Consider the following 23,452-nt stretch of genomic DNA (forward strand, 5'->3'; position numbering starts at 1 on the left):
CGCAGTATCCGGTTCTCAAGGTGCCCGCCGCGGCCCGCCCTCGGGGCGCCGCGCGGCAAGGAGATATATTGCCAGACCGCGGGCGGGCCGGGGGCGGGGATCCGGGCCTCCACGGGATGCACACATTCGGATAGCCCGTCTGCATCGCTTACCCTAGTTCCCCGGTGCGAGCCAATTCGCATCCCGCTTCGAGCAGTGCGTCCCTCATTTCGACGGTTGGTGCCTCCGCGTACACGCGCACCACCGTCTCCGTCCCCGAAGGGCGCAACAGCAACCAGGACTCATCTTCGAATTCGAGACGCAAGCCGTCCATGTGGCTTACCGCCGCAGGCGCTCTTCCCGCCACCCGTGCTGGATTCAACCCCGGCAAGACGGTGCGGAGCATCTCCACCTCTTCATTAGCCAATCGAAGATCGCGCCTGGCATACGACATCGAGCCGCACGCGCCCTCCAGCTCCTCGAGAAGCGTGACGAGGCTCTTGTTCTCCCACGCCATCAGCTCGCAGAGCAACAAGGCGCTCAACAGACCATCGCGCTCGGGGAAATGAAACGGATAGCCGAAGCCTCCCGTCTCCTCTCCGCCCATCAGGATCGTGCCCTTGAGCATCTCTCTATATATATGTTTAAAGCCGACCGGTTTCACCACATAGCGGCAACCAAGGTTACGGGCGGCTCGACGCACCAACGTCGAGGTCGAGAGACCGAGCGCGACGTTTCCCGACATACCGCGGTTGCGGACCAGATGATGCAAGATGAGCGCCATCAGCTTTTGAGGACTCACGAATCGCCCGCGCTCGTCGATGGCGGCAACACGGTCCGCATCGCCATCGTTGACGATCCCGATATATCCATCCCGCGCGGCAACCTCCTGCTCGCACTCGTCGACCCACGGCTCGATGGGCTCGGGGCGCATCTCGTCCCTTCCCTCGTCATCCGCTCCGTGAATCTCATGGACCTCGATACCCAGCCGCCTCATCGCAGAGGCCAGGTACCCCGCTCCCGAGCCGAACATCGGGTCGTAGACGACCTTGATTCCCGCTGCAGATATCCTTCTGCGATCGACACGGGACACCAACTCATCTATATAGGGCGAAACGAAATCGACGGTCTTGTAGACGCCGCGCGCGGGCGTCGGGTCGGAATCAATCGCACGCTCAACATCGTCGACGAAGTCGGCAGACCCCGCGCCGCCATCGGATACCCGGAACTTAATGCCAAGATAGTCGTACGGATGATGCGATCCGGTGACCATGAGGGCGCCGCATGCGCGCTCATCTCGCGAAACCGTCCAGGATACGGCCGGCGTAGGCACACATGCGCGCGCGAGGCGCACGCTCAGGCCGCGGGCCGCCAGGACGCGGGCGCAGAGCACCGCGGCATCACGAGCACCGGTGCGCGTGTCGTACCCCACGTAGACGACCGCACCGGGATTGCGCTGGGACCACAGCGCAGCGGCGGCGTCTGCCACGCGCACGACGTTTTCCTCACGGAAATCCCCATCGAGGCGGGCGCGCCATCCATCGGTGCCAAATCGAAGTATCGTGCTCATAGCACCTACGCTCCCGTTCCTAATTCATAGTTCCTGCATCCACCTTACCCGCACCGGGCGGGCGCCAAACGATACGTGGCCCATCTTCAGAGGAACCTAAGGGGTCGGTCGATTCGATGCGCTGCAGCGGCAAATCTCACCAGGCGGCGCGACCGTCCTCGATCACCTCGGCCATCGCCGACAACGTGCGCGGACCCGCACCGCAGCACGCCCCGACGATACGGGCGCCGTCCGCGCACCACCGCTCGCACGCTTCGGCAAACGCGGCGGGATCCTCATCCCACATAAGCTCCCCCTCGTCGGTGCGATGCGGCATCCCGGCATGGGGACGCACCATGATCGGCCGATCGGTAAGACGCGCAAGGCGACGTACGGACTCCGTCGCGGCAGGGATGGAACAGCAGTTGACGCCCACGGCGCAGGCGCCAGCATGAAGCGCCTCCAGACAGGCCGCCTCAATGCTCAGGCCGTCCCCCAGAAGACTGCAATCGTCATCTACCGCGAAGCTCACCAACAGGGGCATGCCGTACAGGACGGAACCCACGCCGTCGAGAGCAGGAACGACATCCCGCATCGAGCAGAACGTCTCCAGCAGAATCCCCGATGCTCCCGCTTCGAGCAGACTTCGCGCCTGTTCCCGATAGGCGCCGACAGCCTCGGCGTGCCCGGCATCGCCCGCGAGCGTCCACTCCACCCCGCAAGGCCCCATGGATCCCAAGGTGCACGGAGCGGCGGCGCGGCGGGCGCAAAACACCGCTGCGCGGTTAACGCGCTCGACCGACTCCGGAATCGCATCTCTGGCGAGGGCGGGACCGCTCGCTTGAAAGGTGTTCGTTATCGCGATGTCGGCCCCCAGCAGACGGTAGAGCCCGTGAATCCGCTCGACCTCCGCACGCTCCGCGATGTTCCAATACGCCGCGGGGATGTCAGCGGCGCCGACCTGAGATTGAAGCAGCGAACCCATGGGGCCCTGGGCCAGCAAGACCCCGCGTTCGAGATGCTCCAGCAGCCATTCGGCGGCAGGCCGGTCATAAGTGGTGGGATCCGTCCGATCCGACTCGGAACCCGAGGCGAACCGGTCCCCGTCCACGAACAATTCGCTCATCTCCGCTAGCACGAGGACGGCGAGACGTGGCGGTCGAGGAACGCCACCAAGCGATTCATGGTGTCCTCGGACAGCGCGTGCTCCATCTGGCATGCCTCGCTGTCCGCGCGCTCGAAATCGACGCCGAGCTCAAGCACGAGGAAGTTGCGCAACGCCTGATGCCGTGCCCACACCGCTCGACCGATCTCGCGACCGAGGTCGGTCAGCATGACCTTGCCGTAATGGGACTGCTCGACGAGCCCCTGTTCCTTGAGCACGGTGACCGCTTTGTTCACCGAGGCCTTGGAGACGTCGAGCGCCTGGGCGATATCAACCGAACGGATCCCCTCGGTTGCCGGCGCCTCCTCCTCGAGACGGACGATGCACTCGAGATAGTCCTCGTTCGCCATGGTGAGATGCAGATGGTGGGCTGTGTCAGTGGTTTCCATGAATCCGTTCTCCTTCGAGCGTTTGGTGAGGACAGTGTAGCGCAATCCCATGATGGCGAGATGTCGTCGAGGCGGCGACCCCATCCCACCGCCTACTCGACGAGCGGATCGACAAGGGGATCGCGGGGAGGGAGGCCGAGTCATATTACTATGGACACGACCGCATTCCATGTCCGCCCGCGAGGCGGGCCCACCTTGAGGAGTTGCCCATGAGCACGCATCAATCCGATGTCCTCGAGCGCTTCCTGCGCTACGTCCAGGTCGATACGCAATCCGCAGACGAGCACTGCGACCGGGTGCCTTCGACCGACATTCAGTTCGATCTCGCCCGCATGCTTGCCGACGAGCTCGGCGAGCTCGGGGCTCGCGATGTCAACGTTTCCGACCACGCCTACGTCACCGCATGGATTCCCGCCTCCGAAGGCGCGGGCAACCGTCCGCGCCTTGGTCTCGTCGCGCACCTCGACACCACCGAGCAGGCGCCCGGATACGGCGTCAAGCCCCATATCGTCTCTTACAACGGAGGCAACCTGGTGTGCGGAACCGTCGACGGCGTCGATGTCTCGCTCTCCCCCGCAAAGGTCCCGGCGCTCGACGAGCTGATTGGAGAGGATCTTGTCTGCACCGACGGCACCACGCTGCTGGGCGCCGACGACAAGGCCGGTGTCGCAGAGATCATGGCGCTCGTCGCCTTGCTGAAGCAGAACCCCTCTCTCCCTCATCCGGAGATCGGCATATGCTTCTGCCCCGATGAGGAGATCGGACACGGAGCGGAGCTTCTGGATATCGAGGCATTCGGGTGCGCCTACGCCTACACCGTCGACGGCGGCCCCATCGGAGAACTCGAATGGGAATGCTTCAACGCTGCGGAGGCGACCGTCCGTTTCCAGGGCTTCTCCATCCATCCCGGAGATGCCAAGGGACGCATGGTCAACGCATCCGAGCTGTTCTGCCGCTTCCACAGCCTGCTGCCCGCCGTGCAACGCCCCGAGTACACGGAAGGATACGAGGGCTTCTACTACCTCGAGGGCGTAAGCGGCACCGTCGAGCACGCTACAGCGCGCTACATCATCCGCGACCACGATGCGAAAAAATTCCAGGCGAAAACCGACCACCTGCTGCACGCAGCCCGTTTCGTAAACGAGGAGCAGGGGGAGGAGCGCGTGACGGTCGAAGTGAAGCAGCAGTACCGCAATATGGCGGAGGTCGTCTCCGAGCATCCGGAGCTCATCGCCGTGGCGCGCAGCGCCTTTGAGGCCGCCGGCGTGACCCCGAACGTCATCCCCATTCGCGGCGGCACGGATGGCGCCCAGCTCTCCTTCCGGGGACTTCCCTGTCCCAACCTTTCGACCGGCGCATATTGCTGCCACGGTGTCAACGAGTTCATCCCCGTCTCGTCCCTGAGCACGATGGTCGATGTTCTCGTCCAGCTGGTCGCCCGCTTCGCATAGCCGCTCGGTGCCGCGACGCAGCGAATCCAACATAACGACGAAGGCCCGGAATTGCTTCCGGGCCTTCGCTTATCCACGCGCTGCTGCCAGCATCGAGTCATCTATTCCGACTCGGTTTCCTCGGATTCAGCCTCCGAACTCGCGATCGTCGCGGTTCCGTTCGACCAGTCGCTCGACTCGTTGCTCACCAGGTCACCGGTAGTTGCGGAATCATCGCCACCTTGGCCCATGGTCTGAGGACCCTTGGGGTTCTCGCCGTTATTCACGCGCTCCATCATCTCTGCGAGCTCGTCCTCGTAAACAAACACATAGCTCACGCCATCGATATAGGTGTCCTCGCCGGCCCATGAGGGCAGGTTGGCGGTCCAAATGTTATCGGTGTCCATGCCACGCATGGAGTTGGCAAGCGCCACGATATCTTGAATGGACAGATCGGTCACGACCATGTCGGACAGCGAGTTCACGAGACCCACCAGATTGCTCGCATCGACCTTGTTGAGGATCGCGTTCGCGAGGGCCGATAGGAAGATGCGCTGATGGCGCATGCGCGTGTAATCACCGTCGACAAAGGCGCGCGAGCGACAGAAGGCGAGCGCCGAGGCGCCGTCGAGCGTCTGGAGGCCCGGCTCGATCACCATGTCGCCCGCCTTGGGATCGTCGATCTTGTCGGGCACGTTCACCTCGACCCCGCCCAGGGCATCGACAAGCTGAACCATGCCGTCGAAACTGATCTCCGCATAATGCGAGATGTCCACGCCGCACAGGTCGCTGACCGCCTCCACCATGCCGGCGGCGGCGCCGTAGGTGTGCACGGCGTTGATCTTCATCGTCTCGCCCTGATACTCAACCTTGGTGTCGCGCGGAATCGAGATGAGCGTCACCTGCTTCTCGATCGGGTCGATTCGAGCCAAGACGATAGAGTCCGCGCGATAGGAGGTCTCGCCGGGCCTGCCATCGGTTCCCAGCAAGAGCATGTAAAACGGGTCCTTTGTGACGTTCGAGTCGGTAAGGGTCTCGAGCAATCCGCTCGTGATGACGCTGTTGTTGTTGAGCTTCCCCGCAATGGAGCCGACCCACACGCCGGCAGCGGTGACGGCGCAGGCCAGAACGCCCACCACGGACAAAAGGATGCCGCGCCGGACAGCTCGACGGCGTCGGCGCTGACGCGCGCGCTCGGAATAGCGGCTCACGTTCTCGCGGCTGTAGATTCTGCTCACGGCGCCGATACTGGGTCGGCGAGATTCCTGCACGGGCTTCTTCTTCATACGGATACCTGAATCTAGTCGTCGATGGGATCGGGAACGGCGACGCGCTCGACATGCGCGCCGAGTGCGCACAGCTTCTCGACGAAGTGCTCGTACCCGCGGTCGATATGATGGATGGCCGACACCTCGGTGTAGCCTTCGGCGATCAGGCCGGCAACGGCAAGCGCGGCCCCGCCGCGCAGGTCGGGTGAGGTCACCTGGGCACCGGAATAGCCGTCGACGCCGTGGATCATCGCATGATGGCCCTCTATGCGGATATCAGCGCCCATGCGAACGAGCTCGGAGGCGAACATGAACCGGTTCTCGAAAATGTTCTCCGTGATAACGGAGCTGCCCTCGGCAAGGGCGGAGAGAACCATGGCCTGTGCCTGCATGTCGGTCGGGAAGCCGGGGAACGGCAGCGTCTGGATATCAACCGGACGGATGCCTCTGGCGCGATGCACGCGGACGCCCTCATCGGTGCGCTCGACGTCGATACCCATAAGCTCGAACTTCTTGAGGACCATACCGAGATGGGCGGGGCTGAAACCCGTCACCTCGATGCCCTCGGGACCGGCGGCAAGCGCGCCGGCGACGATAAATGTACCGGCCTCGATGCGGTCCCCGATCACGCGATGCGTGACGGGGTGCAGCTCGTCGACTCCCTCGATCTGGACCACGGGCGTTCCGGCGCCCGTGATGCGCGCGCCCATCTCGTTCAACATGTTGGCGAGGTCCACGATCTCGGGCTCGCGGGCGGCGTTATCGATAACGGTGGTCCCCTCCGCGCGGACGGATGCCATGATGAGATTCTCCGTCGCGCCGACGCTCGCGAACTCGAGCGTCACCGTGGTACCCGAAAGGCCCTGCGGAGCCGAAGCGTGAATGTATCCGTGATCCGTGTCGAATTCGACACCGAGAGCCTCAAGGCCGAGGATATGCATATCGATCTTGCGGGCACCGAGGTTGCAGCCGCCGGGCATGGCGATCTTCGCGCAGCCGAAACGCCCGAGCAGCGGGCCCATGACCGCGGTGCTCGCGCGCATCTTGGCGACGAGCTCGTACGGCGCCTCCCATGAATCGACCGCAGAGGTGTCGATCGCGAGGCTGTGCTCATCCACCACTTCGATCGTGGCGCCCATGCGCTTGAGAACCTTGCCCATCACATGGACGTCGGAGATATTGGGAACATTGGTGAGCGTCGTGACGCCAGGCGCAAGCAGCGTGGCGGCCATAAGCTTGAGCGCGGAGTTCTTTGCTCCGGAGACATGGACGGCGCCCGCAAGCGCGTGCCCACCCTCGACGCGAATGATATCCAAGCCTCAACCCTTTCAATAGAATCATGCCCGGGGCACAAGGCCCCGGGCATGGTGCATCTCGTCGATGTAGCACTGCCTCTACGCTAGGCTCCGAGAAGCAGCTTGCACCAAGCTATTTCATTATAAAGATAGGCGCGCGTCGCATCGTTCTCCGACAAAACGCTCAGCTTCTCTTCAAAACCTTGAATCTCAGCTTGAACTTCATCCTTATCGACCGTTGCGATATCTTTGGCCCGGTTGGCCAAGATGATCAGCTCGTCATTGGCGACCTGAGCATAGCCGCGCGTCACCGCGAACGTGTGCTCGACGGTGCCGAGCGCTTTCTCCGCTATGCGGATGTAACCTGGCTCGATGGTGCAGATGCTGCTCGCATGGTGCATCATGATGCCGATCTCGCCGTCCGTCGAGGGAATGCTCGCAAACACGGCACTCCCCTCGAAGGCGTTGAACTCGGGACAGACGATGCGAACATGCATGGACATGGACTCACGCCCCCATCTTGCGCGCACGGTCGCGCACGTCGTCGATCGTGCCGGCATAGCGGAACGCCTGCTCGGGCAGATCGTCGCACTCGCCGTCGATAATCGCGGCAAACGAGCGCACCGTATCGGCAACGCGAACGTACACGCCGGGGTTGCCGGTGAACTTCTCCGCAACGTGGAACGACTGGGAGAGGAACTGCTGGATCTTGCGCGCGCGGCTCACGGTGAGTCGCTGCTCGTCGGAAAGCTCGTCCATGCCGAGGATCGCGATGATGTCCTGCAGGTCGGAGTACTCCTGAAGGATCTCCTGAACGCGGACGGCGACGCGGTAGTGCTCCTCGCCGACCACGGCGGGGTCGAGCGCGTCGGAACTCGAGGCGAGCGGATCGATCGCCGGGAACAGACCCAGGCTGGAGATGCTGCGCGAGAGAACCGTCGTCGCGTCGAGGTGCGTGAAGGTCGTCGCCGGCGCGGGGTCGGTCAGGTCATCAGCAGGCACGTAGACCGCCTGGACCGACGTGATCGATCCGGTCTTGGTCGAGGTGATGCGCTCCTGCAGGTCGCCCATCTCGGTTGCCAGCGTAGGCTGGTAACCGACGGCGGAGGGCATGCGGCCCAGCAGCGCGGAGACCTCGGAACCCGCCTGCGAGAAGCGGAAGATGTTGTCGATGAACAGAAGGACGTCCTGTCCGCGGTCGCGGAAGTACTCCGCCTCGGTCAGACCGGCCAGACCGATGCGCAGGCGCGCTCCCGGCGGCTCGTTCATCTGGCCGTAGACCAGGCAGGTCTTGTTGATGACGCCCGACTCGGTCATCTCGAGGTACAGGTCGGTGCCCTCGCGGGTGCGCTCGCCGACGCCCGTGAACACCGAGGTGCCGCCGTGCTCCTGCGCGAGGTTGTTGATGAGCTCCTGGATGAGGACCGTCTTGCCCACGCCGGCGCCGCCGAACAGGCCCGTCTTGCCGCCGCGGATATAGGGCTCGAGCAGGTCGACCGCCTTGATGCCGGTCTCGAAGATCTCGGTCTTGGTCGTGAGCTCGTCGAAGGCGGGCGCCGAGTGATGGATCGGATAGTACCCGTCCACCTCGGGCATCTCCTTGCCGTCCACCGGCTCGCCCATGACGTTCCAGATGCGGCCGAGGGTCTGCTTGCCGACGGGCATCTTCATGGGGGCGCCCGTGTCGGTCACCTCGATGCCGCGCTGCAGGCCATCCGTGGAAGACATGGCCACGCAACGGACCACGTCGCCCGGAAGCTGCGACTCGACCTCGAGAATGGTCTTGATGCGTCCGACCGGGGTGTCGGCATCGATGGTCAGGGCGTTGTAGATGCCCGGGACACCATGTTTGAACTTGACGTCCACAACGGGACCGATGATGCGGACGATATGTCCGACACCAGCGGTGGACGTGGTCTCGATGGCGATGGTATCTGCCATTAGTACTCCTCCAATGCAGCGGCTCCGCCGACGATCTCGTTGATCTCGGTCGTGATGGACGCCTGGCGCACACGGCTGTACGTGCGCTTGAGGTCGGCGATGATGGCGTTCGCATTCTCGTTCGCGGAATGCATGGCCTTGCGGCGCGCAGCCTGCTCGGCCGCGGCCGAATCGATCAGCGCCTGATGTATGACGGTCAGCACGTAGCTGGGAATCAACATGCCCAGCACATGACTCGCCGAAGGTGAATACTCGAACGGCGAGGAAAGGCGCTGGGGCCGATCGGTCTCGTTCGCACGGGGCCCGCGGGCGGTCCCCAAGACGGCCGGATCGAGTGGCAGGACGCGCTCGTCGCGCAACGTCTGCTCGACGCGGTTCACCGCATGAGTGTAGACGATGTCCACGCGCCCGAACTTCCCCGATCCGAAACCCTCGCACACATAGCTCTCGATCATACGGGCGGTCTCGATGGTCGGATTATCGGAGCTACCGACGAACGTCATGACGACGCGGGCGCCCTCATGCTCGTGGTGCTTGAAGTAATCCGTCGCCTTGCGGCCGCACGTGATGATCTCCACGCTCTTCGCGCCATGACGGCGGAAGTGGTCGAGGCGCTTCTCGACCTCACGCTCAACCTGCACGTTGAAACCGCCCGCAAGCCCACGGTCCGAGCTGATCACGATAACCAGTGCGGACTCGTAGTGCTCGGGATTAGCGAGCAGGGGGGAGTTGGTCTCATAGGCCGCGTCGGCGGCGACGGTGAGCATCACGTCGGTGATCGCGTTACGGTACGGCTCGGAGTTGTACTCACGCGTCAGCGCTCGCGCGATCTTGGCCGTCGAGACCATCTCCATGGTGCGCGTGATCTGCTCGGTCGTCTCGATCGAGCTGATGCGCTTCTTTATTTCGCGGAGGTTGGCCATGTGGCTTAGTTCTCCTCAGTCTCCTCGCTCGAGGCCTCCGGGGATTCGGCTGCCTTGTTGGCGAGGAACTCGTTCTTGTAATCAGCGATCGCCTGACCGAGCTGGTCCGCGAGATCGTCTCCGATCTTGGTGTCGCCGATCCTTTCCATAAGCTTGCCGTACGCACCGTTCAGATACTCAAGCAAGCCGTTGCGGAAGGGCACCACGTCCTCGATCTCGAGGTCGTCCAGGAAACCCTGGTTGCCCGCGTAGAGCACCGAGACCTGGTCCGCGACGGTAAGCGCATGGAATCGAGGCTGCTTCAGAAGCTCCGTCATACGCGAACCATGCGTCAGCTGGTGCTGAGTCGCCGCGTCGAGATCGCTGCCGAACTGGGTGAATCCCTGCAGCTCACGATAGGAAGCGAGGTCGAGGCGCAGATTGCCGGCCACCTGCTTCATCGCCTTGGTCTGAGCCGAACCGCCCACGCGCGACACCGAGATGCCCACATCGACTGCCGGACGCTGTCCCTGGAAGAACAGATCGCTCTGCAGGAAGATCTGACCGTCCGTAATCGAGATGACGTTGGTCGGGATGTAGGCGGAGACGTCTCCGTCCTGGGTCTCGATGATGGGAAGCGCCGTGAGCGATCCCCCGCCGAGTTCATCAGACAGCTTGCAGGCGCGCTCCAGGAGACGCGAGTGCAGGTAGAAAATGTCACCCGGGTAAGCCTCGCGTCCCGGCGGACGACGAAGCGTCAGCGACATCTGACGATAGGCGACGGCCTGCTTGGACAGGTCGTCATAGACGACGAGCACATGCCCTCCGGGATTGGAGGCGCTCGCAGGCTTACCGTCCGCGCCGTTATACATGAAGTACTCGCCGATCGCGGCTCCCGCCATCGGGGCGATGTACTGCAGCGGAGCCGACTCGGCCGCAGTGGCCGAGACGATGACGGTGTAGTCGAGCGCGCCGTGCTGAGCAAGCGTCTCGCGAATCGCCGCGACCGTCGACGCCTTCTGGCCAATTGCAACATAGACGCAGGTAACGCCCTTGCCGCGCTGGTTAAGAATCGCATCGATCGCGATTGCGGTCTTGCCGGTCTTGCGGTCGCCGATGATCAGCTCACGCTGGCCACGGCCGATGGGCACCATGGAGTCAATCGCGAGCAGGCCCGTCTGGACCGGCTCGCATACCGGCTGTCGCTGAATGACGCCCGGGGCCTTGAACTCGATCGGGCGACGCGAGGTCGCACCGATGCTGCCCTTGCCGTCGATAGGCTGGCCGAGCGGGTTCACCACGCGGCCGAGCATGCCACGTCCCACCGGGATATCCATGACGCGACCGGTGGTGCGGCAGGGATCGCCCTCCTTGATGGTGTCGACGTCGCCGAACAGGACGGCGCCGACCTCGTCGCGGTCGAGGTTCTGCGCAAGACCGTAGACGGTCTTTCCGGTGATGCCGCTCGTGAACTCGAGCAGCTCCCCGGCCATGGCGCTCTTGAGGCCGACGACATGAGCGATGCCGTCTCCGACCTCGGCCACATGGGACACTTCCTGGGTATCGACGGTAGCGGTCAGCTCGAAAAGCCTCTGCTCCAGGACACGCTCGATGTTCTCGGCGCTAATTGCCTCGGACATGTAAGCTATACCTCCGTCTTCTTGACATTCTGGGTCATGATCTTGCGCGCAGCCTCGAGCTGCGTCTTGATAGACGCATCCCTGCGCTTGCCGTTCGCCGAAATGATCAGGCCCCCGATGATGCTGGGGTCGACGCGCTCGATAAGGAACACGTTGGCGCCCAGATCAAGTTCGCATTTCTGCGTGATAAGCATGCGCAGCTCGGCATCGAGCGGCACTGCGGTCGTCACGGTGACGCCGACCGTCTGCTGATCGCCCTCCGCCATATCGCTGTACATCTCGAGCACCTCGGGAAGGTGATCGAGGTCGCCGTTCGCGGCCATCGCCGACAGAACGGACAGCACCTCGGGACTCGCATCGGCCTCAGCCTTGAGCGGGGTGATGTTCTCGTAGACGCGATCCTCGGTCTTCGCCGCTTCGAGGAGCGTACGGGCATACGTCTCGAGCTTGCGCTTCTGCATGCGGTCCATATCAGCCATTAAGCGTCACTTCCGAGATGTACTTCTTGATGATCTCGCGCTGCTTGGCTTCATCGTTGGCGAGCGTGTCGCCGACGATACGTGAGGCCACGGCGACAGAGACCTTCGCGATGGAGTCCGTGGCGTTCGCATAGGCGCGACGCATCTCGTCATCTGCGCGCTCGCGGGCCTTCGTGATGATCTCCTCGACCTCGGCGTGCGCGTCGGCCACGATGCGGGCGCGCTCCTTCTCGGCGTCGCCGCGAGCGGCGAGAACGATCTCGGACGCCTGGCGGCGCGCATCGGCGATCACAGCATCTGCCTGGTCGCGAATCTCAGACGCCTTCTCCTTGGTCTCGTTCGCCTCATCGATGGACGCCTGGATGGTCTTCTCGCGCGTGTCGAACATACTGAGGACCTTGGGCCAGGCGAGCTTGGCGAGCAGGAACCAGATGATCAGGAAGATGATCAGGGCCGGGATGAACTCGGCGGGCTTGGGGATCAGGATGTCGGCACCGCTGGTCTCCTCTGCCACCGCCACCGCCGGAATCGCCCCGACGAGCGCCGCGACGGCCGCAGATGCACGAATGTTTGCTGCTTTCATAGCTACTCTCCCTTGGAACAGCCTCGATGTCCCGTGACGGGCGGTTTACTTCACGACGAGCGCGACCACGAAGCCGATGAGGGCAAGTGCCTCAGCGAACGCGGAGCCCATGATGAAGACGGTGAAGACGCGATCCTGGACCTCAGGCTGGCGCGCCATGGCGTTCGCAACACCGTGAGCGGCGAGGCCGATGGCCAGACCAGCGCCGATAACACCGAGACCGTAACCGATAACTCCCACAATTCCTCCTTTAGTTGCATGCGCCCTGTGCGCATAACACACAACCGATATCTCAAACGACAAAGCGTTTGGGAACGAATGGTAGCACCGCCGCGCGGCGGCACAGAAACGTCACACGCCTAGTGGCCCTCGGCCTCGGCGCCCTGAATATAGACGGCAGTCAGCACCGTGAACACGTACGCCTGAATGACGCCGACGAACATCTCGATGCCGTAGATGACCAGCAGGATCGCACCGAACGCCAGAGAAGGAAGCGCGCCGACGACATTGGCGGCGGTCAACTGCTCGAGGAGCGGCTGGGCGAACAGGGTCACCATGATCGCGAAGGAACCCATGACGATATGACCCGCAAACATGTTGCAGAAAAGGCGGACGGCGAGCGTGATCGGACGCAGCAGCGTCGAGATAACCTCGATGACCCAGATGAGTACGTTCAGCGGAAACGCGACGCCGGAGGGGGCCAGGCTCTTGATGTACCCGATGGGACCGTGAACCTTGACGCCGCACGCGATGAAGTAGATGAACGCGACGAGCGCGAGGGCAGCGGTGGTGGAAATGGTTCCAGAACCCGGCTTCATGCCCGGAATGATGCCAACGACGTTGTTGACGAAGATGAAGAAGAACAGCGTCGCCAGGAACGGGAAGTGCTTCTTCCAGGTCTTGCCGACGATGGCCTTGCCCACGTCCTTCTCGATGAACTGGATGATGTACTCCATCATGTTCTGGAACATCCCATGGGGAACGAGGCTCATGTTCTTGACGAACGCGAACATGATGATAAGGAGCAGGATGGCAGACACGATCATCCAGAAGGTGTACTGGGTGACGCCTGTCATCAGGTCGCCGACCACCGGAATGGAATGGAATTCCGAAACCAGGTGGTTGATCTCCTCTGGCAGCAATTCAAAAGCTTCCACGACATTCCCTCCTTATGCGACGCCCGGCTGCGAGGCCTTACCTCCGACCGAGCGACATGGCCGCGAGAAGCGCCCACATCCCAAAGAAACCTATGGTCCCGCCCATGACGAACAGCAGGAAACCCTCAGGGTCATATACCCAAGCGAATGCTCCCGTCAACGCAAGAAACGCTGTTGAAACAGCAATCGCCGCCAGACCCCGGGCAACGGTCGGTCGGGCACCCGGCCTGCGCGTCGCGAGGACCGCAGCAAGCAGCGGAGAGAAACCGATCGCACCTATCGCAACGCCCGCCAGGGCCATGACGGCATCCGGAAGGCATAGCGACAAGAGTACACCCCTTTCATCACAACGGCACACCTCAGGAGGTGTGCCGTCCTAGCGTGCCCACATTATACTCGTTTGTCCTTACAGTGAGTAAATGGACATATGACGCATATCTCTGCGAGCGAAGAGATTATATCCCTGGACGATCGCAGGGCAACCGATGCGCGAATCCGTCACCTTGCCTACATATTGCAAGGCAGAAACGGTCGCATTGCAGTCGAGAGGCCCTATAGCGTGCCGAATATCCGGTCCCCCGCATCCCCGAGGCCGGGGACGATGTAGGCCGCCTCGTTCAAACCCTCATCCACCGAGCACGTGTAGACGCGCACCGCGTCGTCTGAGTCGAGCACGGTCTTGAGCCCCTCGGGGGCAGCGACGATGGACAGGAAGCGGATGTCCTGGGCGCCCTGCTTGCGGAGGTACTGAAGCGCGGCGACCGCCGAGCCGCCCGTGGCGAGCATGGGATCGACCACCAGGCAGATGCGCTCCGCGATATCTCCGGGGAGCTTCGCGTAGTACTCATGCGGCTCATGGGTGACCTCGTCGCGATACATGCCGACATGGCCGACGCGGGCAGCGGGGATCAGGTCGAGCAAACCGTCGACCATGCCGAGGCCGGCGCGGAGAATGGGGACGATCGCGAGCTTGCGGCCGGCGATCTTCTTGCAGGTGGCCTCGCAGATCGGCGTCGTGACGGAAACGTCCTCCAGCGGGAGGTCGCGTGTGGCCTCATAGCCCTCGAAAACCGCCAGCTCGCGGATAAGGTCGCGGAACTGCTTGGTTCCGGTCTGCTCGTCGCGCAGAATGGAAAGCTTGTGCTGGACGAGCGGGTGGTCGACCACGGTAACGCGGTCGGAATCAAACGGTACGGTCATCTTCTCTCCCCTGAATCGATGGGAACCTAGTCGAGCGCCATGATCTTAGCGACGCGGTCCGCATGGCGGCCGCCTTCGAATTCCGTCGTCAAGAAGACCCGGACAATCTCGCGGTTGACCTCCGGCTCCACGAAGCGGCCGGAGAGGCACACGACGTTGCCGTCGTTGTGCTGGCGGAACAGCTCCGCGAATTCAGGCGTGGTGATGGAGGATGCGCGAATGCCGGCGACCTTGTCGGCGGCGAGCGCCACGCCGATACCCGTGCCGCATACGAGCACACCGCGGTCGGCATCGCCCTGAGCGACGGTGCGGGCGACAAGGGCGGCGTAATCAGGGTAGTCCACACGCTCTTCCGAGTCGGGACCAAGATCGATCACATCCTGGCCGAGCTCCGACGCGAGATAATCGACGAGGGCCTGCTTCTGCTCAAAGCCGGCATGGTCGGATCCGATTGCGACACGCATAGGTAGATACCCTTTCCCAGTTAAGGCGACAGATTGCGGGCGATGGGCCCCGACTCACTGTACCACGGTTCTCGTGCGCGCCACCGCATCATGCCAACCGGACAGGCAATGCGCGACCCGCTCCGGCTCGTTGACCGGCTCGAAGCGCTCCCCGACGGCATGGTTCTGCATCAGCTCGTCTCGGTCCTCCCAATAGCCCACGGCGAGGCCGGCGAGATACGCGGCGCCGAGCGCCGTCGTCTCGACGGCTTCCGTCTGGACGACGGGAATGCCGAGCAGGTCTGCCTGGAACTGCATGATGAATCCGTTGCGCGAGGCGGCGCCGTCGACCGACAGGCTTCCCAGCCGATGATGCGCGTCCGCCTCCATCGCCCGCAGGACGTCGAACGTCTGGTACGCCATGGATTCACAGGCGGCGCGGACGAGCGTCGCCCGGTTCGAAGCCGCCGTCAGCCCGGTGATCATGCCGCGGGCGCCGGGATCCCACCAGGGCGCTCCCAGCCCGGAGAACGCGGGGACCAGATAGCACCCATCGTTGCCCTCGACGCTCAGGGCTATCTCCTCGGTCTCCCGGGCGCCGCCGATGATGCCGAGCCCGTCCCGCAGCCACTGTATCGTCGATCCGGCATGGAAGATCGATCCTTCAAGGGCATAGGAAATGCGGCCGCCTTCGGCGATTCCGATGGTGGAAAGCAGCCCGTTCGATGAGTGCACGACCTCGTCGCCCGTGTTCATGAGCATGAAGCACCCGGTGCCGTAGGTGTTTTTCGTATCTCCGGGCTCGAAGCAGCAGTGCCCAAAAAACGATGCCTGCTGGTCGCCGGCGACGCCGGCGATGAGCGGCATATGCGTCATGATCTCGCTCGAGACGCGGCCGAACTCCCCCGAGCTCCAACGGACCTCGGGCAGCATGCTCCGTGGGATATCGAGCATCGCGAGAAGCTCGTCATCCCATTCGAGCGTGTGGATGTTGAACAGCATCGTGCGGCTCGCGTTCGTGTAATCCGTCGCATACACCTCGCCGCCGGTCAGGTTGTAGATCAGCCAGGTATCGATGGTTCCGAACATGAGCTCGCCTGCGTCGGCGGCCTCGCGGGCACCGCTCACGTTGTCAAGAATCCACCTGATCTTAGTCGCGGAGAAATACGCATCGGGAGCAAGCCCGGTCTTGGACCGAATCGACTCTTCGCACCCGTCGAACACGAGGCCGTCCACGATATCGGCCGTGCGGCGGCATTGCCATCCGATGGCGCTGTAGATAGGCTGGCCCGAGTCGCGGTCCCACACGACGCAGGTCTCGCGCTGATTGGTGATGCCGATCGCCGCGATGCTATCCGAATGGATTCCGCTTTTGAACTGAACCTCCATCATGACGGCGATCTGGGAGGCCAGAATTTCCATGGGATCCTGCTCGACCCAACCGGGCTGGGGGTAAAACGCCTTGACCGGCTTTGAGGCCTGGGCAACGATGCATCCGTACTCATCGACGATGATGGCACGCACCGATGTCGTGCCGGAGTCGAGGGCCATGATGTACCCGCTCGGCTGCAGCGGATACACGCGGTCGACAAGCCCCAAGTCCTTCAGGCTGAACGCCATGTCAGCACCCTCCTTCGGAAATCTGCGTCATATCGGAAATCACGGATAGAACCTGGCCGGCGGACAAGGCTCCCTCGCGCAAGATGGAGACCTTTCCGTCGCACGCGGCGACGATCGTCGAGGCGTCGCGACACCTGGTCGTGCCGGCGTCCACCGCCACGTCCACCCCTGCGAGCACACGCCGCTCCACGTCATCAAACGACGCGGGGGCTGGCGCGCCGTGCGTGTTCGCGCTCGTCACCGCAAGCGGGCATCCGCAGGAGCGGATGATCGCCTGGATGACCGGGGATGCCGACGCGCGGAGCGCAACGGTCCCGTCACCTGCCCGCATGAATGCGGGAACACGATGAGAGGCGGGCACGACGACGGTCAGCGCGCCGGGCCACAACGCAGATGTGAGCGCCCTGATCTCCGGTGCCACCGATTCGCCGTACTCATCAAGCGCCTCGGGTCCCGAAACCAACCAAGGAACCGTCTGCGTCAGCTCTCGGCACTTCAAGCTGAATATCCGCCGATATCCACTTTCGGGCCCGGGCATATCCCCCTGCGCCGCCGCCTCGGCCGCCGACACCGCGACGCCGAGTCCGTACACCGTTTCGGTAGGAAGCAGCGCAAGCGACCCCGCGCGCAGCATGGCGGCGACGTCCCGAGCCACCAGCGGATGCGGAGCGGCGTTCCCCCATGTCCGATAGACTCGTCGCATGCTCGCCATCTTCCCTTTCTCGTTATGCCTTGCGTGCAGATGTGCACAATCCAGGGCGCATTGTCTCACGCATCATGCGGTCGCGCATTCCGTCGCGACGAGCGACCGGCCAAACGGGCGAGGCCTTCGGCGAAATGGCCCGTTCGTGACCACATTGTGAACCGTCGTGCGCAAAACGCGCACAATCGCTACGCTGGCGCCCGTCCGTCTTCCTCTTCCGCGCGGGCGACAACCGATGCGGGAACGCGCGCCAAAAGGTGACGCGGGCGGCCGGCGAGATCCTGCACGATCTCGACGTCCTCGAATCCTGCGCGGCGGGCGAGGTCCGCGGCTTTCCCCAAGGCGTCTTCATGAAGCTCGCATGCGAACAGCCCATCCGCCCGCAGCATGTGCGGAGCGGCCCGCAAAAGCCTCCGATATATATCCAGGCCATCCGTCCCGCCCGCCAACGCAAGCTCCGGCTCATAGGCCGACACCTCTCGAGGAAGCTTGCGCATCACATCAGTCGGTATATACGGGGGATTCGAGACCAAGACGTCAAACGTCCCCCATTCCGTCGCGCGGTCAAGCGGGGAGACGAGGTTGCCCTCCCGTACGTCCACGTCAGCTTCGGTCAACCCGAGCGCCCGTCGATTGCGCTTCGTCAGATCCACAGCGCGGGGCTCGATATCCGTCGCGACGCACCGAACCCTACCCGGGCGCTCGGATGCAAGCGAGAGCGAAATGACGCCCGTGCCGCAACCGACCTCCAGGACGCGGGCGCACGGCATCGCATCGGACGCGGGCACGGGCGCCTCCTCCGCAACCTCCTCGTCGGGCGCCTCGTCATGATTTCGGGCGTCCCGCGTGTCCCGGTCTTCACCTGCGGCGGCCTGCTCTTCGCGGCGCTGTTCCTCCACCATCTCGTTCCACGGCAGCACCGCGCGAGGGTGCGCGCGAGGGTGGGCGGCAGCATCGACGGGTCGGGGACCCAGGACCTCGGCGTCGAGATAGGAAAGGACCTCCTCGACGAGTACTTCGGTCTCGGGACGGGGGATGAGCACCCCCGGCTCGCACGCGACGTCGATGGTCCTAAACGCGGTCTCCCCCGTGATGTACTGCAACGGCTCGCCCTTCGCGCGGCGAACGACAGCATCGTGCATGCGGGCAAGCTCCGCTGAATCAAGCGGGCGATCGAACTCGGTATACAGCTGGATGCGACTCATCCCCGTCACGGACGTCAGCAGCCATTCCGCGGAAACGCGCGGCCGCTCGATCCCCTTCCGGGCAAGATAGTCATTCGTCCAGTCCAAGCAGCGTTTGATCGTCCACATCTCGTCGGTCATGGCACACCCCGTCCTTCATCGCGCTGTCGTCTGGTGAGGATTCTAATGCACGCGATCGGGACAGGCGACGCGGTCGGCAAGAAGCAGCACAGCGCGCGCCACCTCGCCATTCCTCCATACAATCCAACAGCGAACACGAAGGTGCCGACCCCGCTCCGACACGCATGCGGTCGGCGAGACGACCGGGGCGGCGCGATGCGGGACGCCGTCCGAGCATCCAATGCGTGACCCGCAGACATCTCGCCTCACCGACGGCTCCACGGACATCAGGTTGACGCCCATGTAAAAGCGGGCCCGGACAACGGACGTCCAGACCCGCTCGATGGCTCGCGTACCGTGCGCAGCGCTTATCCGCGCGGGCGCACCTCGACCGTCAAATCCTCACGGACGTGCACGCGCCCGTCGGCAAGGAGCTGGACGACATCGGGGTACAGCGCGTGCTCGATCGCGTGGATATGTTCCTCCAGCATCTCGACATCCCATCCCTCCTCGACCGCCAGCGCGCGCTGGGCGATGATGGGACCCATATCGTAGGCCGCATTGGCGATATGCACGGTCACGCCGGTGACCTTGACGCCGCGGTCAAACGCATCCCGGATACCATGAGCCCCGGTGAAGCTCGGCAGGAGCGCGGGATGGATGTTGATCACGCGATTGGGAAACGTTGCCAGCAGCGGGGCGTGAACCATGCGCATGTAGCCGGCCATGACCACGTACTCGCATCCGGCGGCCAGCAGTTCATGCGCGATGACCTCGTCGGCCTGGATGGGATCCGCGTAGACGTCTTTCGAGAGCGTGAGCGTCTGGATGCCCGCCGCCTCGGCACGCTTGAGGCCATACGCTGAAGGACGGCTGGCGACGACGAGCTTGATCTGGGCATTGAGCGTCCCAGCGGCGATGGCGTCGATGAGCGCCTGCAGGTTGGTTCCCGAACCGGAGAGCAGCACACCGATGGGAAGCGGAGCGCGCGAGGAGGCTTCCTGCGCCGCGCGCGCATCCTGCAGATCGTTGATGTCGAGCGGCTTGCGGACGGCGGCGGCGCGGCCGGCATCGACCTCGCGCTCGGCGCTTTCGTCGAAAAACACTTCGCCCGGCAGGGCCTCGGGAGAAAGCTCCGCGCCCTCGACCAGGCAGCGGTATTCCTCGGAGGCCGTGACCGAATCGTCCCTACTGCTCATCGGTGTACTTCACCTCGCCGGAACCGGCGATGCACGAACCCACGCGGAACGGCTTCTCGCCCAGAGCGGCGAGGGCCTCGGCCACAGCGGTCTCGTCCTCGGGAGCCACGATCAGCATCAGGCCGACACCCATGTTGAACGTCTTGCAGGCCTCGTTGGGGGCAAGCCCGGCATGCTCGGAGACATAGGTGATGACCGGCGGGACGTCCCAACCCATCCGGGAGCCGTCGCGCTGCACGAGCGCATCGACATCCTGGGGCAGGGCGCGGTTAAGATTCTCGGTAATGCCGCCGCCGGTGATGTGCGCGATGGCGTGCACCTTCGAGCCCGCCTCGCCACGAAGCAGCTCGAGGATGGGCTTGACGTAGATGCGGGTGGGAGCGAGAAGGGCGTCGGCGAGGTTGAGGCCGGGCGCGACCTCGATACCCTCGAGCTCTGCCTTCTTGGCAGCGGCCTCCGGCGTTCCGGGAACGATCCCGTCGACACCGATGACCTTGCGAACGAGCGAGTACCCGTTGGAGTGAACGCCGGTGGAGGGCAGGCCGATGATCACATCTCCCTCGCGCACGTTGGCCGGGTCGATCATCTTGGGACGGTCGACGACGCCCACGGTAAAGCCGGCGAGATCGTAATCATCCGGGCGCATGACGCCGGGGTGCTCAGCCATCTCGCCGCCCACGAGCGCGCAGCCCGCGAGCTTGCAACCGTCGGCCACGCCGCGCACGATCTTGGCCATGTGATCGGCCTCGATATGGCCGATGGCGACGTAATCGAGGAAGAAGAGGGGCTCGGCGCCGGAAGCGAGGATGTCGTTCACGCACATAGCCACGAGGTCCTGACCCACCGTCTCATGGCGATCGAGGATCTGGGCGAGGACGAGCTTGGTGCCGACGCCGTCCGTACCGGAAATGAGGATCGGGTCCTCCATGTCCTTAAGGGCGGCGGCGGAGAACAGGCCGCCGAAGCCGCCGATGCCGCCGATGACCTCAGGGCGATTCGTGTCGGCGACCATCTGCTTGATCGCATCGACCGCACGGCCGCCCTCGGCCGTATCGACGCCGGCGTCCTCATACGTTACATGCTTAGGTGTATCGGCCATGAGAGGTTCCTTTCGACCCAGGGAATTCCTAACTCAGCATGATAGCAGGCACTATCGCGCGGGGCACCTCAGGAGCTCGCGTCGGCCACCTCGCCTCAGAGATGAGGCGGCCGACGCGCCCGCGAGGTCTTGCGACGATGCCAAGACCCCAAATGGGGGCAGGCGCTTAATTGGGGCAGCGACAGGAGGGGACGCCGGGCGCTGAAGAGACGGCGGTCGAATGTCCCGGCCGCCGAATTGCGCGCCGTCCGCGCGCCCGCCTTCGGATTCGCGCCCCGCCTCAATCCCGCCTCAATGTAGGGACTGCCCCCAAATTGAGGCGGATCGGCATGGAGGCTACTGCCTGTGCGCTTCCTCCCAGCTGCGGTCGCTGGCCTTCTCGACAACGCAGCGCCCGGTGACGGGCTCGGGCTTGGAGAGGTTGCGCGGCACGTACCCCTCGATGAATTTATCGCGGCCGAAGCTCTCGGGGATCGCGACGGGATACTCGCCGGTGAAGCACGCGGTGCAGTAGCCCGCGTCGGGCACGCACTCGAGCAAGGCGTCGACCGACAGGAACGCCAGCGTGTCCGCCCCGATGAACTCGCACACCTCGTCCACGGACTTCGTAGCCGAGATGAGCTGGGACTGCTCGCCCGTATCCACGCCGTAGAAGCACGGCCAGATATCCTCGGGGCAGTTGATGCGGATATGGATCTCCTTGGCGCCCGCTTGGCGCAGCATGCGCACCAGCTGCACCATGGTGGTGCCGCGCACGATGGAGTCGTCCACGACGACGATGCGCTTGCCCTCGATCACGTCCTTGAGCGGATTGAGCTTCAGGCGCACGCCCATGGCGCGCAGCTCCTGCGTCGGCTCGATGAACGTACGGGCGACGTAACGGTTCTTGATGAGGCCGGTGCCGTACGGAATGCCGCTCTGATACGCATAGCCTTCAGCAGACGGCAGGCCGGAATCCGGTGTACCGATGACCATATCGGCCTCGACCGGGCACTCGAGCGCCAGCTTGCGACCCATGTCGTAGCGGCAGGCATAGATGGACTTGCCATCGACGATGGAGTCGGGGCGCGCGAAATAGACCTGCTCGAAGATGCAGTGCGCGCTCTTGTCGGCGGCAGGCACCCCCTGCTCCGACACCAGGCCCTCGGCGCTGATGCGCAAGATCTCTCCGGGACGGATGTCGCGAACGTACTCGGCACCGATGATGTCGAGTGCACAGGTTTCGGAGGTGACCACCCAGCCGGCGGCGGAAGCGACGACCTCGTCGCCCACCAGGTCTTCAGCGGAGGCGGCGTCGCTCGGCAGCGCGGCGGCAGCGGCGGCGGCGCCGGCGGCGGCAACGCCCTCGTCGTTCGTCAGGCGGCCCAGCACCAGCGGACGGATGCCATGGGGATCGCGGAACGCGTACAGCGCCTCCTCGTTGATGAGCGTCATGGCATAGCCGCCGCGGATGAGCTCCATAGTCTTGCGGATGCCCTCGCGCAGGTGATGCGTTTCCTGGGTGAAATACCCGATCAGCTTGGCCGCGACCTCGGAGTCCGAGCTGGAGTTGAAGTTCACGCCGAGCTCGATCAGCTGGCGGCGCAGCTCGTCGGTGTTCACCAGCGTGCCGTTGTGCGCGAGGGCCACGATCACGTCACCGATGGTGGAGAGGTGGGGTTGCGAGGACTCCCAGCTCTTCGCTCCGGCGGTGCCGTAGCGCACGTGGCCGACAGCGAGCTGGCCTGAAAGCGCGTCGATGTCGGCGTTGGAAAAGACGTTGCTCACCAGCCCGAGGTCCTTGCGGACCATGACGGTGCCACCGTCGCCGGCGGCGATGCCCGCGGATTCCTGTCCGCGATGCTGCAGGGCCCTTAGACCGAAATAGGTCAAGCGGGCGACGTCGCGATCCGGCGCCCAAACGCCGAAGATACCGCACTCCTCGTGAAGCGTGTCGCCGTCCAGATCGGTGAGCAGAACCTGCTTCGCGGCGTTCTCCGCCGCGCGCATGGTCTCTTGAGACATATCTTCCCCTGTCCGTCCCAGGATTGCCGTTACCTGCCCATTATGTCACGTCCCCATGCGCCGCGGCATCGGACGACACGCATTTCCGCGTTCTTTACAGGCC

22 protein-coding genes are annotated in these 23,452 nt (G+C 63.9%); 1 reads left to right on the plus strand and 21 read right to left on the minus strand.

The genetic code is table 11. The annotated features are described in order from the left end of the window. Positions 1-148 precede the first annotated feature (148 nt). The 3 genes from BQ7355_RS02180 to BQ7355_RS02190 form a co-directional block, all read right to left on the minus strand. Complete coding sequence (locus BQ7355_RS02180; protein ID WP_072414743.1) at positions 149-1,549, minus strand: phosphohexomutase domain-containing protein; 1,401 nt, start codon at positions 1,547-1,549, stop codon at positions 149-151. A 136-nt stretch (positions 1,550-1,685) separates the two neighbouring features. Next, positions 1,686-2,654 carry a homocysteine S-methyltransferase family protein gene (locus tag BQ7355_RS02185; protein ID WP_083581459.1) on the minus strand — a complete coding sequence of 323 codons (969 nt, stop codon included), beginning with the start codon at positions 2,652-2,654 and terminating at the stop codon, positions 1,686-1,688. Positions 2,655-2,659: 5 nt separating this feature from the next. After that, positions 2,660-3,082, minus strand: a complete 423-nt coding sequence (locus BQ7355_RS02190) for a metal-dependent transcriptional regulator (protein WP_072414744.1) — start codon at positions 3,080-3,082, stop codon at positions 2,660-2,662. 209 nt (positions 3,083-3,291) lie between these two features. Between BQ7355_RS02190 and pepT the strand changes: the two genes are divergently transcribed. Next, on the plus strand, positions 3,292-4,533 hold the full coding sequence (pepT, locus tag BQ7355_RS02195) for a peptidase T (protein ID WP_072414745.1): 1,242 nt from the start codon (positions 3,292-3,294) through the stop codon (positions 4,531-4,533). A gap of 101 nt (positions 4,534-4,634) precedes the next feature. On the opposite strand, the gene BQ7355_RS02200 is transcribed toward pepT, so the two are convergent. The 18 genes from BQ7355_RS02200 to BQ7355_RS02290 form a co-directional block, all read right to left on the minus strand. Further along, positions 4,635-5,798: an LCP family protein gene (locus BQ7355_RS02200; RefSeq protein WP_072414746.1), complete on the minus strand. Its 1,164-nt coding sequence runs from the start codon at positions 5,796-5,798 to the stop codon at positions 4,635-4,637. Positions 5,799-5,812: 14 nt separating this feature from the next. Continuing rightward, a complete protein-coding gene (gene murA / locus BQ7355_RS02205; protein ID WP_072414747.1) occupies positions 5,813-7,096 on the minus strand; it encodes a UDP-N-acetylglucosamine 1-carboxyvinyltransferase in 1,284 nt (427 codons plus the stop codon). Positions 7,097-7,179: 83 nt separating this feature from the next. Continuing rightward, positions 7,180-7,578 (minus strand): ATP synthase F1 subunit epsilon, encoded by a 399-nt coding sequence (atpC, locus tag BQ7355_RS02210; protein WP_338027640.1) that lies wholly within the window; start codon positions 7,576-7,578, stop codon positions 7,180-7,182. 4 nt (positions 7,579-7,582) lie between these two features. Beyond that, the gene (gene atpD / locus BQ7355_RS02215; RefSeq protein ID WP_072414748.1) at positions 7,583-9,016 is read right to left on the minus strand and encodes a F0F1 ATP synthase subunit beta; all 1,434 of its coding nucleotides are present in this window, start codon (positions 9,014-9,016) and stop codon (positions 7,583-7,585) included. Next, positions 9,016-9,939, minus strand: a complete 924-nt coding sequence (gene atpG / locus BQ7355_RS02220; RefSeq protein ID WP_072414749.1) for an ATP synthase F1 subunit gamma — start codon at positions 9,937-9,939, stop codon at positions 9,016-9,018. The genes atpD and atpG overlap by 1 nt, the downstream gene beginning before the upstream one ends. Positions 9,940-9,944: 5 nt before the next feature. Beyond that, positions 9,945-11,558: a F0F1 ATP synthase subunit alpha gene (gene atpA / locus BQ7355_RS02225; RefSeq protein ID WP_072414750.1), complete on the minus strand. Its 1,614-nt coding sequence runs from the start codon at positions 11,556-11,558 to the stop codon at positions 9,945-9,947. Positions 11,559-11,563: 5 nt separating this feature from the next. Next, the gene (locus BQ7355_RS02230) at positions 11,564-12,037 is read right to left on the minus strand and encodes a F0F1 ATP synthase subunit delta (RefSeq protein WP_072414751.1); all 474 of its coding nucleotides are present in this window, start codon (positions 12,035-12,037) and stop codon (positions 11,564-11,566) included. Continuing rightward, positions 12,030-12,620 (minus strand): F0F1 ATP synthase subunit B, encoded by a 591-nt coding sequence (gene atpF, locus BQ7355_RS02235; RefSeq protein ID WP_072414752.1) that lies wholly within the window; start codon positions 12,618-12,620, stop codon positions 12,030-12,032. The genes BQ7355_RS02230 and atpF overlap by 8 nt, the downstream gene beginning before the upstream one ends. A 45-nt stretch (positions 12,621-12,665) precedes the next feature. Then, positions 12,666-12,860, minus strand: coding sequence for an ATP synthase F0 subunit C (locus BQ7355_RS02240; RefSeq protein ID WP_072414753.1), 195 nt, complete (start codon positions 12,858-12,860; stop codon positions 12,666-12,668). 119 nt (positions 12,861-12,979) lie between these two features. Then, entirely contained in the window at positions 12,980-13,777 is a 798-nt protein-coding gene (gene atpB / locus BQ7355_RS02245; protein ID WP_072414754.1) for a F0F1 ATP synthase subunit A, read from the minus strand. A gap of 552 nt (positions 13,778-14,329) precedes the next feature. Next, positions 14,330-14,977, minus strand: coding sequence for a uracil phosphoribosyltransferase (gene upp, locus BQ7355_RS02255; protein WP_072414755.1), 648 nt, complete (start codon positions 14,975-14,977; stop codon positions 14,330-14,332). Between the two features lie 26 nt (positions 14,978-15,003). Beyond that, positions 15,004-15,441 (minus strand): ribose 5-phosphate isomerase B, encoded by a 438-nt coding sequence (gene rpiB, locus BQ7355_RS02260; protein ID WP_072414756.1) that lies wholly within the window; start codon positions 15,439-15,441, stop codon positions 15,004-15,006. 54 nt (positions 15,442-15,495) lie between these two features. Next, positions 15,496-17,040 carry a glycerol kinase GlpK gene (gene glpK / locus BQ7355_RS02265; protein WP_072414757.1) on the minus strand — a complete coding sequence of 515 codons (1,545 nt, stop codon included), beginning with the start codon at positions 17,038-17,040 and terminating at the stop codon, positions 15,496-15,498. 1 nt (position 17,041) lies between these two features. Beyond that, complete coding sequence (locus BQ7355_RS02270) at positions 17,042-17,743, minus strand: L-threonylcarbamoyladenylate synthase (RefSeq protein WP_072415855.1); 702 nt, start codon at positions 17,741-17,743, stop codon at positions 17,042-17,044. A 188-nt stretch (positions 17,744-17,931) separates the two neighbouring features. Further along, complete coding sequence (locus BQ7355_RS02275; RefSeq protein ID WP_072414758.1) at positions 17,932-19,068, minus strand: N5-glutamine methyltransferase family protein; 1,137 nt, start codon at positions 19,066-19,068, stop codon at positions 17,932-17,934. Between the two features lie 347 nt (positions 19,069-19,415). Beyond that, a complete protein-coding gene (gene purN / locus BQ7355_RS02280) occupies positions 19,416-20,081 on the minus strand; it encodes a phosphoribosylglycinamide formyltransferase (protein WP_143761800.1) in 666 nt (221 codons plus the stop codon). Between the two features lie 154 nt (positions 20,082-20,235). Beyond that, the gene (gene purM, locus BQ7355_RS02285; protein ID WP_072414759.1) at positions 20,236-21,345 is read right to left on the minus strand and encodes a phosphoribosylformylglycinamidine cyclo-ligase; all 1,110 of its coding nucleotides are present in this window, start codon (positions 21,343-21,345) and stop codon (positions 20,236-20,238) included. A gap of 336 nt (positions 21,346-21,681) precedes the next feature. Continuing rightward, positions 21,682-23,349, minus strand: coding sequence for an amidophosphoribosyltransferase (locus tag BQ7355_RS02290; protein ID WP_072414760.1), 1,668 nt, complete (start codon positions 23,347-23,349; stop codon positions 21,682-21,684). Positions 23,350-23,452: the final 103 nt, after the last annotated feature.

It is taken from the genome of Collinsella phocaeensis (assembly GCF_900119895.1).
Taxonomy (GTDB): domain Bacteria; phylum Actinomycetota; class Coriobacteriia; order Coriobacteriales; family Coriobacteriaceae; genus Collinsella; species Collinsella phocaeensis.